The sequence below is a fragment of the Ensifer adhaerens genome (assembly GCF_013283195.1).
GTDB classification, from domain to species: domain Bacteria; phylum Pseudomonadota; class Alphaproteobacteria; order Rhizobiales; family Rhizobiaceae; genus Ensifer; species Ensifer adhaerens_G.
Window position 1 is genome coordinate 34,432 of record NZ_JABEKT010000001.1, and the last position, 12,532, is coordinate 46,963.

Sequence of the window (12,532 nt, forward strand, 5' to 3'; positions counted from 1 at the left end):
TAAGCCTGATCTTATCATTCCAATATAAAGTAGCGTAATACATAATTATGCAATAACAAAAAGAGAGGAACATAAGATGAAATCAGCAAGGATTGCACTGCTTCTGGGAACGGCGCTCGTGGCCTCCACATCATTCGCCTTCGCGCAGGAAAAGGGCGGCGTCATCAACGTCGCCACGGTCGGCGAGCCGCCGACACTCGACCCGATGGCCTCAACGGCCGACCTCGTCGGCATCGTCTCGCAGCACATGTTCGAGACCCTCTACACCTTCGACAAGGATTGGAAGCCGACACCGCTTCTGGCTGCGGCCATGCCCGAAATCAGCGCCGACGGCAAAACCTACACGATCAAGCTGCGCTCCGGCGTCAAGTTCCATGACGGCACCGATATGGAGGCGACCGACGTCGTCGCCTCGCTCGAGCGCTGGACGAAGACGGCCTCGCGCGGCAAGCAGACGGCAACGACCATCGCCGGCATCGAAGCCGTCGACGCCACCACCGTCAAGATCACGCTCAACACGCCCTACGCGCCGCTGGTCTCGCTGCTCGCCTTCAACAACTCCGCCGCAATCGTGCTGCCTTCGGAAAAGCAGGCCGAGCCGATGGTCGATTTCGTCGGCACCGGCCCCTACAAGCTCAAGGAGCGCAAGGCCGACCAGTACATCCAGCTCGAGCGCTATGACGGCTACGTCTCGCCCGAAGGCGAAAGCAACGGCTACGGCGGCGCGCGCCACCAGTATGCCGATGAAATCCGCTTCGTGCCGGTTCCCGATCCGAACACCCGCGTCGAGGCCGCCGTCTCCGGCCAGTACGACTACGTCGATTCCATTCCGGTCGAATCCTTCGAGCGGGTCAAGGGCTCTTCGGCCTCCGAACCTGTCATGCTGCAGCCCTTCGGCTGGCCGGTCTTCGTCCTGAACTCCGGCAACGGCATGACCAAGAACCTGGAGCTGCGCAAGGCGATCCGCACGGCGCTCAGCATGGAAGACATGATGGCGGCCGCCTTCGGCAGCACTGACTTCTACGCGCTCGATGCCGCTCTCTATCCGGCGCAATATGTCTGGCGCACCGAAGCCGGCACGGAAGGTGGCTACAATGTCGCCGATCCGGAGAAGGCGGGCGAACTCTTGAAGACCGCTGGCTACAAGGGCGAGCCGCTGCGCATCCTGACCAGCCGTCAGTACGAATTCCATTACAAGATGGCCCAGGTTGCGGCCGAGTATCTGAAGCTCGCCGGCTTCACCGTAGACTTGCAGGTGGTGGATTGGGCGACGCTCACCCAGCGCCGCGCCGACCCGACGCTCTGGGATATCTATATCACCCACAGCCCGTTCCTGCCGGAACCAGCGCTGATCGGCATGATGTCGACCAAGGCACCGGGCAACTGGGATACGCCGGCCCGCGCCAAGGCCGTCAATGCCTTCAACGCCGAATCGGATGCCGGCAAGCGCGTAACGCTCTGGGCCGACGTGCAGAAGGTGATCTACGAGGAAGTCCCGTTCATCAAGATCGGCGATTTCAACGCCCTGTCGGCCAAGGCCAAGACGCTTGACGGCGTCTCGCCCGCTCCGTGGCCCTACTTCTGGAACGCTTCGATCAAGAAGTAAGTCTTCACCCACTTGAAGCCTTCGGCGGGCGGCATCCCTTTCAGGGATCGCTGCCCGCCGAATAGCCCGGCGCCCCCCTTCCGGCGCCCGTGCGGAAGAAGTTCGAGGCATCCATGATACGCTATATCCTCCAGCGCCTGTTCGGCATGATCGTGGTCATGGCGCTCGTCGTCACCATTGTCTTCGTCATCGTGCGCGTGACGCCTGGCGATCCCGCCGCCGTCATGCTCGGACCCGAGGCGACCCAGCAAGACATCGCCGAACTGCGCACCAAACTCGGCCTCGACCAGTCGCTGGGGCTGCAATATGTCTATTACATCGGGCAGTTGCTGCAGGGCGATCTTGGCCAGTCGATCTTCCTCAACCAGCCGGTCACGTCGGCGCTTGCGGAGCGTGCCGAGCCGACATTCTTCCTCACTTTGTTCTCGATCCTGATCGCCAGCGGCATTGCGCTGCCGATCGGCATCTATGCGGCCTACAGGCGCGGCTCCTTCGTCGACCAGGCGGCCACCACGCTGGCCATGCTTGCCGCCAGCATTCCGAGCTTCTGGCTCGGCCTGATCCTCATTCAGTTCCTCGCCGTGCGCCTCGGCTGGTTTCCGGTTTCCGGCTACGGCGGTCCGGGCTCCTCCTTTATGGAGCGCATGTACCATCTGACACTGCCGGCGATTGCGCTCGGGGTCGTCTCCTCGGCGCTGATCCTGCGCTTCACGCGCGCGTCGATGCTCGACGTGCTCGGCGACGACTTCATCCGCACCGCCCGCGCCAAAGGCTTGGGCGAACGCCGCGTGGTGATGAAACACGCCCTGAAGAATGCCCTCATCCCGATCCTGACGATCGTCGGGCTCACCGCCGCCGTGCTGATCTCCGGCGCCGTCGTCACCGAAACCGTCTTCGGCCTTCCAGGCGTCGGCAACCTCGTCGTCTCGGCCGTGCTCAGGCGCGACTATCCGGTGATCCAGGGCGCGTTGCTGGTGATTGCCGCGCTCTACGTGCTGATCAATTTCGCGATCGACATGCTCTATCTCCTCGTTGATCCAAGGGTTCGCTACTGATGACCGTCGCCGTATCACCCCCCGTCGTCAGCGAGCGCGCCAAGTTCCTGCGCCGCCTCTTGAAGCGCAAGACCGTTGCCTTCGGTCTGTTCATTCTCGTGACCTTCGTGCTGCTTGCGGTGTTCGCGCCGCTGATCGCGCCCTATGCGCCTGGCAAGCTGTCGATCGTCAACCGGCTGTCGCCGCCGAGCCTGCAATGGTACTTCGGCACCGACGAATTCGGCCGTGACGTGTTTTCGCGCACGCTCTACGCCGGTCGGCTGTCGCTCTTGGTCGGAGCTGCCGTCGTCACGCTCGCAACCATCGTCGGCGTCGTCATGGGGCTGCTTGCCGGGTACTTCCCGAAGCTCGACGCCCCGATCGCCCGACTGATCGACGCGATGATGGCCTTTCCCGATATCCTGCTGGCAATCGCGCTCGTCGCCGCCCTCGGCCCCTCGCTGACGACTGTCATCATCGCGCTCAGCGTCGTCTATGCACCAAGGCTGGCGCGCGTGGTGCGCGCCTCCACGCTCGTCATCCGCGAGCTGCCCTATGTCGAGGCGGCCCGCGCGCTCGGCATCTCGACGCAGCACATCATGACCCGGCACGTGCTGCGCAACCTGCTCTCGCCGATCCTGGTGCAGGGCACGTTCCTGTTTGCCCATGCGATGCTCGCCGAAGCCGGGCTTTCCTTCCTGGGCGTCGGCGTCAGCCCTGAAATCCCGACCTGGGGCACGATGATCGCCTCGGGCCGGCAATATATCGGACAGGCCGATTGGGTGACGCTGTTTCCCGGCATCGCCATCGTACTTTCGGTCCTGTCCCTGCAGATGGTTGGCGACGGATTGCGCGACATGCTCGATCCCCGCCTCAGAAAGGACCTGTGATCCATGCCCACCGCAACCCGTAGCACCAGCCCCGTGCTGATCAGCAACGTGAAACCCGTCGCCTTCGGCATGGCGGCATCCTCCGAAACGGTCGATATCCTCATCGGCAGCGACGGCACCATTGCCGCCATCGGCAATGGCCTGGCAGCGCCTGAAGGTGCTGAGCGTATCGACGGCAAGGGTGGCTGGATCTCGCCCGGCTGGATCGACCTGCACGCCCATGTCTGGCACGGCGGCACGGATATCTCCGTCCGGCCGCAGCTCTGCGGCATGGAGCGCGGCGTCACCACCATCGTCGACGCCGGCTCGGCCGGCGAAGCCAACTTCCATGGCTTTCGCGAATACATCATCGAGCCGGCGCGCGAGCGTATCAAGGCCTTCCTCAATCTCGGCTCCATCGGCCTCGTCGCCTGCAACCGCGTCAGCGAACTCAGCGACATCCGCTCGATCGACATCGACCGCATCATCGCCTGCTACCAGGAAAACCGCGAGCATATCGTCGGCCTGAAAGTGCGCGCCAGCCATGTGATCACCGGTTCCTGGGGCGTAACCCCTGTCAAGCTCGGCAAGAAGATCGCCAAGATCCTGAAGATCCCGATGATGGTGCATGTCGGCGAACCGCCGGCGCTCTATGACGAAGTGCTCGAAATCCTCGGCCCCGGCGACATCGTCACCCATTGCTTCAACGGCAAGGCCGGCAGTAGCATCATCGAGGACGAGGACCTGTTCGAGTTGGCCGAACGCTGCGCCGGCGAAGGCATCCGGCTCGACATCGGCCATGGCGGCGCATCCTTCTCGTTCCGCGTCGCCGAAGTCGCCATCGCCCGCGGCCTGCTGCCGTTCTCGATTTCGACCGATGTGCATCTGCGCAGCATGAACCAGTCGGTCTGGGATCTCGGCACCACCATGTCGAAGCTGCTCAGCGTCGGCATGCCGTTCGAAAAGGTCGTCGAAGCCGTGACCCAGGCACCTGCCTCGGTCATTCGCCTGCCGATGGACAATCTGCTTGGCGTCGGTGCACGCGCGGAATTCACCCTGTTCGATCTCGTCGATTCCGAGCTGCGGGTCTTCGATTCGCTCGGCGCCGAAGCGCATCTCAACCGCCTCTTCGAGCCGCGTTATGCCGTCATGGGCACCGACGTCGTGGCGGCAAACCGATACCAGCCGCCACATGTGGAATGCCCCGACCACAGCCACGGCTACAGCTACCGCTGAACCATCACAGAACACAGAAACTGGCAGGATATCGCGTGAACAGTTTGGACCATAAGACCAAGGGCCGTGCGCCGGCTTCGCCTTACCAGAGGCTTGCAGCGCTCGGCATCGACCTGCCGCCGGCACCGCCGCCGATCGCCAACTTCGTCACCCACGTGCTGGAGGGCAACATTCTGTACCTCTCAGGACAGGGCCCACGCGAAGTAGACGGCCAACTGCACGCCGGCAAGGTCGGCGCCGATGTCGACGTCGAAAGCGCCTATGAGCACGCGCGATTAACGGGCATCAATCTGCTGGCTGTCATGCATGATGCGCTCGGCGATCTCGGTCGCGTCAAGCGCGTCGTCAAGCTGCTCGGCATGGTCAACGCCGTACCGGATTTCGCCGATCACCCGCAGGTGATCAACGGCTGCTCGGACCTGATGATCGACGTCTTCGGCGAAGCGGGACAACATGCCCGCTCGGCCGTCGGCTTCGGTTCGCTTCCCGGCAACATCACCGTCGAGATCGAAGCGATCGTCTCGCTTCACGACTGACGGTCAGAGGAAGGTCGGATCAATGGCTGCGCCAGCCCATCATCTTCTCGATCCGCTCGGCGGAAACCCTGACGTGATCGGCATAGAAGTTGCGATCGTCGAGGATCTTCTGCTCGGGCAGAACGATGGAGATGGTCGCGACACAGCCGCCCTTGTCGTCGAGAATCGGGGCGGCGACGCAGGCAACCGCATAGTCGGACTCGCCGGCCTGGATCGAAAGTTTGGCATTAAGCGCCGCCTCCGCCTGGGCCGACAGAGCGGCCGGATCGATATCGGCACGACCGGTCGGCGACGTGCGGGCGCAGCGGCGGAACAGTTCCAGCCGCTCGTCGGAGGGCAGGTGGCCGACCAGCAGACGTCCGGAAGCCGTCCAGTTGAGCGGCACACGGGTGCCGACCCTGGATGTCACCTGGAAATGGCCGGGGCCGTCGGCCATGGCGAGCACCTGCATGTAGTCGCCATCACGACCGCAGAGCTGGATGGTTTCGGCCACTTCGCGGCCGAGATCGTGCATCTCCCGCGTGGCAACGCCGAGGAAATCGAGCGAGCGCGCGTAAGCAAGGCCGTAGTGGTAGAGCCGGTCGCCGAGCCAGACCTGGCCATCGGCATCGCGGCTGAGCAGGTTCTTTTCGACCATGTCGTCGACGATGACATAGGCGGTCGACAGCGGCGCTCCGACCGCCTTGGCAATCGCGTAGACGCCGCTCGGCGAGCCGGTTTCGTAGAGGAAGTCGAGCACCTGCAGTGCACGGTCCATGCCGCTCACGCGCGAGCGGCGGGTCTTGCCGGCCGGCTCCATGTCTTCGCCGGGCTCGGCGGCAATCGTCGTCTTGTCCAAGGGTCTGCTCCCGTGCAATTCGAAATTCGCAACAGTTGGGCGGTGAGCAACGGCTATCCGCCTCACCCACCACAACGGCCAGTTCGCCGATCCGAAACAGCCGGCTCATATCTCATTACTATGGTAGATATTCCGCGAAAACGGAATAGCCTGCCGGTTTCGACTGCCAGAAAATCATATGGAGACCACCATGCCTGACCGCGACATCCGCGAAGCTCTCGGACTTCGTCCCGTTATCAACGTATCCGGCACGATGACGGGCCTCGGCGCGTCGATCGTGGTCCCGGAAGCGATCGACGCGATGACAGGCATACTGCCGCATTTCGTCGAGATCAACGACCTGCAGCGCAAGATCAGCCCGGTGATTGCCCGGCTGACCGGCGCCGAGGCCGGCTTCGTCACCGCGTCCTGCTCGGCCGGCATCAGCCTTGCCGTCGCCGGCACTATGACCGGCAACGATCTTGCCGCGATCGAGCGCCTGCCCGACGCCACAGGGCTGAAGAACGAAGTCATCATCCAGATGGGCCATGTCGTCAGCTACGGCGCGCCGGTTGACCAGGCGATCCGCATTGCCGGCGGCAAGCCGGTGCTCGTCGGCCAGGCAACATCGGCCTACCGCTATCATATCGAAGGCGCCATCAACGAGCGCACGGCGGCCGCCGTCTATGTCGTCTCCCACCACGTGGTGCAGTATGGCCTCGTCGGCCTGAAGGAGTTCGCCGAGGCTTGCCATGCCAAGGGCGTTCCCGTCATCGTCGACGCCGCTTCCGAATACGATCTGAAGATCTTCCTAGAGCAGGGCGCCGATATCGTTCTTTATTCCGGCCACAAGTTCCTGGGTGGTCCGACATCGGGCATCGTCGCCGGCGAAAAGACGCTGGTGCGCAACGCCTTCCTGCAGAACCTCGGCATCGGCCGCGGCATGAAGGTCGGCAAGGAGAGCATGCTCGGCGTCATGGCGGCCCTCATCGCCTGGGAAACTCGCGACCACCAGGGGATCCGCGACCGCGAGGCCGGCTATCTGAACCTGTGGCGCGACACGCTCGATGGCCGTCCCGGCATCAAGCCGGTGATCGAAGCCGATCCGACCGGCAACCCGCTCGACCGCCTGCGCGTCACCATCGATCCGCAGGAAGCCCATATCACCGCCTGGGACCTCGCCGATGCGCTGGCGTGCGGCACGCCGCCGATCATCGTGCGCGATCATGAGGTCGAGCACCATTACTTCTATCTCGACCCCTGCAACCTGCATCCCGGCCAGGAAACCGTCGTGGCGAACCGCCTTTCCGAGGAACTGACGAAGGCGCGCAGCTCCAACGAGATCATCGCGACGCCGCTCCACGAGCGCAACACCCGGCGCTTCGCCGGCCTGTTGCGCTGGCCGGACTGAGATCGACCCGTAGCCCCCGTGCCGAACGACAAGGAATGGACGACATGACCCGCACCGCCGCTGCCACCAATCCGTCGAAAGACCCCGTGCTTTCGGTCGAGAACCTGACGACCTCGTTTCTGGTCGACGGCGCCTGGAAGCCGGTGGTGCGGGACATCTCCTTCTCGGTCATGCCGGGGGAGACGGTGGCGATCGTCGGCGAATCCGGTTCGGGCAAGAGCGTGACCTCGCTGTCGATCATGCGCCTCCTGCAAAAGGACATGAGCCGCACCGAGGGCCGGGTCATGCTCGGCGGCCGCAATATCCTCGACCTACCGGAAAGCGACATGCGCCGCGTGCGCGGCAACGACGTGGCAATGATCTTCCAGGAACCGATGACCAGCCTCAATCCGCTGTTCACCATCGGCGACCAGATTTCCGAGGCACTGCTTTGCCACCGGCCGATGAGCAAGGCGGAGGCAAGGGCAGAAACCATTCGCCTGCTCGACAAGGTCCGCATCCCCTCGGCGGCATCCCGTTTCGATGAATACCCACATCGCTTCTCGGGCGGCATGCGCCAGCGCGTGATGATCGCCATGGCGCTGGCCAGCCGCCCGAAGCTGCTGATCGCCGACGAGCCGACGACCGCGCTCGACGTGACGATCCAGGGACAGATCCTCGATCTGATCAAGGTGCTGCAGGAGGAGGAAGGAACCTCCGTCCTGTTCATCACCCACGACATGGGCGTGGTCGCAGAGATCGCCGACCGCACGGTGGTGATGTTCCGCGGCGAGGCGGTGGAGACCGGCCAGACGGAAGACATCTTCCTGCGCGCAAGACATCCCTATACCCGCGCGCTGCTTTCGGCCGTGCCGATGCTCGGTTCGATGAAGGGCGTGCCGCAACCGCTGCGTTTTCCGATCATCGACAGCACCACCGGCCTGCCGGATACGCCGGTCGAAGGCGCAAGCACGGTCGCCGAGACCCGCCCGATCCTCGAGGTCAAGAACCTCGTCAAGCGCTTCGACATCCACGCCGGCCTACTCGGCAGGCTGCAGGGCCGCGTGCACGCCATCGAGAATGTCTCCTTCAGCCTGCAGCCCGGCGAGACGCTGTCGCTGGTCGGCGAATCCGGCTGCGGCAAGTCGACCACCGGCCGCGCCATCATGCGTCTGATCGAACCGCAGAGCGGATCGGTCGTTCTGAACGGCCAGGATGTGCTCGCCATGGACCGCAAGGCGCTGCGCGAGATGCGTCGAACCATGCAGATGATCTTCCAGGATCCCTTCGCCAGCCTCAATCCGCGCATGACCGTAGGCGCTGCGATTGCCGAGCCCTATCTCGAGCACAAGCTCGGCACGCCGAACCAGGCCCGCGAAAAGGTCGCCGACCTCTTGGAGCGCGTCGGCTTGCAGGCCGACATGGCGGCGCGTTATCCGCACGAATTCTCCGGCGGCCAGCGCCAGCGCGTCTGCATTGCCCGGGCGCTCGCGCTCGATCCGAAGGTGATCGTTGCCGACGAGTCTGTTTCGGCGCTCGACGTCTCGATCAAGGCGCAGGTCATCAACCTTCTGCTCGACCTGCAGGCGAGCCTCGGCCTTGCCTATCTGTTCATCTCGCACGACATGGCCGTGGTCGAGCGCGTCAGCCACCGCGTCGCGGTGATGTATCTCGGCGAGATCGTCGAGATCGGCCCGCGCGCCGACATCTTCGAAAACCCGCAGCATCCCTACACTCGCAAGCTGATGGCCGCCGTACCAATCGCCGATCCAACCCGGCGGCACACAAGGCGCAATGTCTCAAGCGACGAAATCAAGAGCCCGATGCGCGCGCCCGACTACGCCGTTGCGGCCAGGGAATTCCGCCAAATTTCGGCACAGCACTTCGTGCAGGTGTAAAACCAGCGCGGATTTGCGCCGTCACTTGTCCGGCGTGCAGACGCGCAGGCGATGGCCATCGGGATCGAGCGCGACGAAAGTGCGGCCGAAGACGGCGGTCATCAGGTCCTGCTCGATCGACACACCGGCGTTGCGCCATTCCATGTAGAGACGCTCGACCTCGCCGTCGTCCTTGACCATGAAGGCGAGTTCCATCCGATGTCCCGACCCGGAGGATACGAAGTTGGCAGCACGGGTTGACCACAGACTGAAGGTAAGTCCGCCTTCCAACGCGTAGGCGACATAGTTCGGAAAGGCCGCAACCGGCTCACAGCGAAGCAGCCGCGTGTAGAAAGCGGCGCTCTCTTGAGGATCTTCCACGTAAAGCAGGATGAGGTTTGGGCTCAGCATCGTCGATCATCTCCATTATCAGATGATCGCAAGCTATCGGATGCTACTGTCAGTTTCTGTCAGCATCGAAATGAAGCCCGCGCGAAAAAGCCGCCGCTCCGTTTACGGAGCCGGCGGCCTTGTCAGATCGTTCTAGCCGTTTGGTACAAGAGGCTGCATCAGAAGACGGCCAGGTACTTCAACAGCGAAATGATGCCGATGATGAGCACGATCGCCTGGACGATCTGCTTTGCGCGGCCGTCGATCGGCAGGCGCTGGACCAGATAAAGCACGAGCACGATAACCAGGAACGTGATCAGAATGCTGATGAGAAGCCCCATAGACAAACTCCCTTTGTAAGGCGACGCGAAGTCGTCAGAGTTGTAACTATGAGGCGAGCCGAAAAGTTCCAGTATCGGCAAACACTTATTTAGATCGAGGCCCCGTTCGACGGGCTTGGCGGCCGCAAGATATGACGTTGGCCTGCGCTGAAACCAGAGCCCGGTCGGCGGCGACAGCCGTCGTCTTCAGGCGCCGATTATCCCGTACAGCCCTCTGCGACGAGGCACGAGATCTTAGCTCGCCACCTTGCAGACGATTCCGGCGTCGTTGTCGCCCTTCGTCGCATCGTAGAACGTCACCTCGTCGCCCTTCGTCCACCAGATGTACTGGCCGCCGACATACTTTGCACCCGATGCGGCAATCACGTTGGAAGCGACGGTGAAGTTGCCGTCGATGGTAAACGTCACTAGGGAGACTGGGCCGGCATTGATGTATTCGGCGTCTACCGTCTGGCCACCGCAGTCATACCGCACCTGCTGGCGGTCGACCGTTTCGGCACCCGGCACCGAAATCGCGATATCGACGCTGTTGGAACCGCCTGCAGCCATGGACGCAAGCGTCAGCGCCGGCGTACCGGCCGACTTGCCCAGCATCAATTTAGAGCCTTCGACGGTCCAGGTGAGCTCGGTGCGCAGCGCGTCGAGGAACTTGCGTTCCTGATCCATCACAGCCGGCACACACATCTTGCGGGTCGAGGCGGCCGGCCCGAAGGTGATCTTGGCGCCGGAAAGGCTGAAGGTTCCGGTAAAGTGGTTGCAACCGGCCATGCCGCCATAGGTGCCGTCGTCGCGGATCTCCAGCGTCGACTGAAGATTGTCGATGACCCCGCGGCCGGCGATATCCTCGGCAAGCCAGGTGCCGACCAGCGCCTGCGGCACGTTTTCGGCAGCGACCGTCTGCATCGAGGCCATTTCGATCAGCACGCAGGCGCAGGAAAGGGCTGTGGCGACTTTCAGCATCGGGAACTCCTTGGCGCTTCGACTCGTGACCCGATTCTTAACCCGATCACACGTCGGATTGAAGACCGCGCCCTTGTTGCACATCGATTTCGCCTGTAGAGCCTAGCGCATACCCCGAAACATCGGCATCGGTTTTCGGCAAAACCAAAACGCGGCTTCCCTCCGTCGGAGCGAGCGTGGCACGCCCCACCGGGCGCTTGCGCCCCCGCTGGAACGCTGGAAGAGCGAACAAGAATATGGGAATTGGCATGGCACCCCGCGAAAACGCGAAGCGCCGACTGACGATCCTGGGCTCGACCGGCTCCATCGGCACCAACACGCTGGATGTCGTCGAGCGGCTGGGCGGTCGCGACGCCTTCGAGATCATCGCACTCACCGGCAACGGCAACATCCCGCTTCTGGCGCAGCAGGCGATCGCTCACGGCGCCGAGCTTGCCGTCACCGCCGATGACAGCCAGTACGCCAGCCTCAAGGCAGCGCTTGCCGGCACCGGCATCGCGGCCGCCTCCGGCCGCAGCGGCCTGATCGAGGCAGCAGAACGCGACGCCGGTTGGGTGATGGCGGCCATCGTCGGCAATGCCGGCCTCGCCCCGACGCTCGCCGCCGCGAGCCGTGGGGCCGATATTGCCCTTGCCAACAAGGAATGCCTGGTCTCAGCCGGCAGCCTGTTCATTGAAGCGGTGAAAAAGGGCGGCGGCCGGCTGCTGCCGGTCGACAGCGAACACAACGCCATCTTTCAGGTGTTGGAAGAGCATCAGCGTCACGCCGTCGAACGCATCATCCTGACAGCCTCCGGCGGGCCGTTCCGCACCAAGTCGCTCGACGAGATGCGGCACGTGACCGCCGATGTCGCCCGCGCCCATCCCAACTGGTCGATGGGTCTGAAAATCTCGATCGACAGTGCCTCGATGTTCAACAAGGCGCTGGAGATGATCGAGGCGAAGCATCTGTTCGGGCTGAAGCCGGAGCAGATTGAGGTGATCGTGCACCCGCAGTCGGTCATCCACTCGATGGTCGGCTACACCGACGGTTCGGTGCTGGCGCAGCTCGGCTCCCCTGATATGCGCACCGCCATCGGCTATGCGCTTTCCTATCCCAGCCGCTGCGACCTGCCGATCGAACGGCTCGATTTCGCCAAGCTGTCGCGGCTGGATTTCGAAGCGCCCGATGAAGTGCGTTTCCCGGCGATCCGGCTGGCGCGCCGCGCCATGGAAGAGGGCGGGGTACAGGGTGCTGTGCTCAACGGCGCCAAGGAGACGGCGCTGGAGGCCTTCATCGCCGGGAACACCGGGTTCCTTGCCATGGCCGAGATCGTCGAACAGGTGATGGACAGACTGTCGGACCTGCCTGCGGCCGTCACCATGGACGATGTTTTTGCCGCCGACCAAAAAGCCCGGCAACTGGCGGCCGGGCTTCTTCAGTAAGTCTTGGCTTTCGACGGGTGCCACCGCACCCGCAAGCAATCAGCGCCTGGTA

Annotated in this window: 12 protein-coding genes; 8 read left to right on the forward strand and 4 right to left on the reverse strand. The window is 63.4% G+C overall.

Annotated features, from left to right (window positions below; translation table 11 throughout):
* The first annotated feature begins 76 nt into the window (after positions 1-76).
* The 5 genes from LPJGGPFB_RS00165 to LPJGGPFB_RS00185 all read left to right on the forward strand — a co-directional run bounded on the left by LPJGGPFB_RS00165 (position 77) and on the right by LPJGGPFB_RS00185 (position 5,281).
* Positions 77-1,606 (forward strand): ABC transporter substrate-binding protein, encoded by a 1,530-nt coding sequence (locus LPJGGPFB_RS00165; protein ID WP_173418196.1) that lies wholly within the window; start codon positions 77-79, stop codon positions 1,604-1,606.
* 113 nt (positions 1,607-1,719) lie between these two features.
* Positions 1,720-2,661: an ABC transporter permease gene (locus LPJGGPFB_RS00170; RefSeq protein ID WP_173418197.1), complete on the forward strand. Its 942-nt coding sequence runs from the start codon at positions 1,720-1,722 to the stop codon at positions 2,659-2,661.
* Positions 2,661-3,530: an ABC transporter permease gene (locus LPJGGPFB_RS00175; RefSeq protein WP_427857387.1), complete on the forward strand. Its 870-nt coding sequence runs from the start codon at positions 2,661-2,663 to the stop codon at positions 3,528-3,530. The genes LPJGGPFB_RS00170 and LPJGGPFB_RS00175 overlap by 1 nt, the downstream gene beginning before the upstream one ends.
* 3 nt (positions 3,531-3,533) lie before the next feature.
* Positions 3,534-4,745 carry an amidohydrolase/deacetylase family metallohydrolase gene (locus LPJGGPFB_RS00180; protein ID WP_173418198.1) on the forward strand — a complete coding sequence of 404 codons (1,212 nt, stop codon included), beginning with the start codon at positions 3,534-3,536 and terminating at the stop codon, positions 4,743-4,745.
* Positions 4,746-4,789: 44 nt separating this feature from the next.
* Positions 4,790-5,281: a RidA family protein gene (locus LPJGGPFB_RS00185; RefSeq protein WP_234902830.1), complete on the forward strand. Its 492-nt coding sequence runs from the start codon at positions 4,790-4,792 to the stop codon at positions 5,279-5,281.
* Between the two features lie 19 nt (positions 5,282-5,300).
* Here the strand turns inward: LPJGGPFB_RS00185 and LPJGGPFB_RS00190 are convergent, their stop codons facing one another.
* Positions 5,301-6,080 carry an IclR family transcriptional regulator gene (locus tag LPJGGPFB_RS00190; RefSeq protein ID WP_173420906.1) on the reverse strand — a complete coding sequence of 260 codons (780 nt, stop codon included), beginning with the start codon at positions 6,078-6,080 and terminating at the stop codon, positions 5,301-5,303.
* Between the two features lie 229 nt (positions 6,081-6,309).
* On the opposite strand from LPJGGPFB_RS00190, the gene LPJGGPFB_RS00195 reads away from it, so the two are divergent.
* Positions 6,310-7,509 (forward strand): aminotransferase class V-fold PLP-dependent enzyme, encoded by a 1,200-nt coding sequence (locus LPJGGPFB_RS00195; protein WP_173418200.1) that lies wholly within the window; start codon positions 6,310-6,312, stop codon positions 7,507-7,509.
* A gap of 44 nt (positions 7,510-7,553) precedes the next feature.
* A complete protein-coding gene (locus LPJGGPFB_RS00200) occupies positions 7,554-9,386 on the forward strand; it encodes an ABC transporter ATP-binding protein (protein ID WP_173418201.1) in 1,833 nt (610 codons plus the stop codon).
* 21 nt (positions 9,387-9,407) lie between these two features.
* Here the strand turns inward: LPJGGPFB_RS00200 and LPJGGPFB_RS00205 are convergent, their stop codons facing one another.
* The 3 genes from LPJGGPFB_RS00205 to LPJGGPFB_RS00215 form a co-directional block, all read right to left on the reverse strand.
* Positions 9,408-9,776 (reverse strand): VOC family protein, encoded by a 369-nt coding sequence (locus tag LPJGGPFB_RS00205; RefSeq protein ID WP_173418202.1) that lies wholly within the window; start codon positions 9,774-9,776, stop codon positions 9,408-9,410.
* A gap of 158 nt (positions 9,777-9,934) precedes the next feature.
* The gene (locus tag LPJGGPFB_RS00210; protein ID WP_112805350.1) at positions 9,935-10,096 is read right to left on the reverse strand and encodes a Thivi_2564 family membrane protein; all 162 of its coding nucleotides are present in this window, start codon (positions 10,094-10,096) and stop codon (positions 9,935-9,937) included.
* 234 nt (positions 10,097-10,330) lie between these two features.
* Entirely contained in the window at positions 10,331-11,056 is a 726-nt protein-coding gene (locus tag LPJGGPFB_RS00215) for an META domain-containing protein (RefSeq protein WP_173418203.1), read from the reverse strand.
* A gap of 248 nt (positions 11,057-11,304) precedes the next feature.
* Here LPJGGPFB_RS00215 and dxr point away from each other — a divergent pair, with 248 nt between their 5' ends.
* The gene (gene dxr, locus LPJGGPFB_RS00220) at positions 11,305-12,480 is read left to right on the forward strand and encodes a 1-deoxy-D-xylulose-5-phosphate reductoisomerase (RefSeq protein ID WP_173418204.1); all 1,176 of its coding nucleotides are present in this window, start codon (positions 11,305-11,307) and stop codon (positions 12,478-12,480) included.
* Positions 12,481-12,532 lie beyond the last annotated feature (52 nt).

Coding starts and splice junctions, on each gene's coding strand:
- LPJGGPFB_RS00180 (WP_173418198.1), top strand. CDS start 3,534: ATGCCCACCGCAACCCGTAGCACCAGCCCCGTGCTGATCAGCAACGTG.
- LPJGGPFB_RS00170 (WP_173418197.1), top strand. CDS start 1,720: ATGATACGCTATATCCTCCAGCGCCTGTTCGGCATGATCGTGGTCATG.
- LPJGGPFB_RS00200 (WP_173418201.1), top strand. CDS start 7,554: ATGACCCGCACCGCCGCTGCCACCAATCCGTCGAAAGACCCCGTGCTT.
- LPJGGPFB_RS00195 (WP_173418200.1), top strand. CDS start 6,310: ATGCCTGACCGCGACATCCGCGAAGCTCTCGGACTTCGTCCCGTTATC.
- LPJGGPFB_RS00215 (WP_173418203.1), bottom strand. CDS start 11,056: ATGCTGAAAGTCGCCACAGCCCTTTCCTGCGCCTGCGTGCTGATCGAA.
- LPJGGPFB_RS00165 (WP_173418196.1), top strand. CDS start 77: ATGAAATCAGCAAGGATTGCACTGCTTCTGGGAACGGCGCTCGTGGCC.
- LPJGGPFB_RS00175 (WP_427857387.1), top strand. CDS start 2,661: ATGACCGTCGCCGTATCACCCCCCGTCGTCAGCGAGCGCGCCAAGTTC.
- LPJGGPFB_RS00210 (WP_112805350.1), bottom strand. CDS start 10,096: ATGGGGCTTCTCATCAGCATTCTGATCACGTTCCTGGTTATCGTGCTC.
- LPJGGPFB_RS00205 (WP_173418202.1), bottom strand. CDS start 9,776: ATGCTGAGCCCAAACCTCATCCTGCTTTACGTGGAAGATCCTCAAGAG.
- LPJGGPFB_RS00190 (WP_173420906.1), bottom strand. CDS start 6,080: ATGGAGCCGGCCGGCAAGACCCGCCGCTCGCGCGTGAGCGGCATGGAC.
- dxr (WP_173418204.1), top strand. CDS start 11,305: ATGGCACCCCGCGAAAACGCGAAGCGCCGACTGACGATCCTGGGCTCG.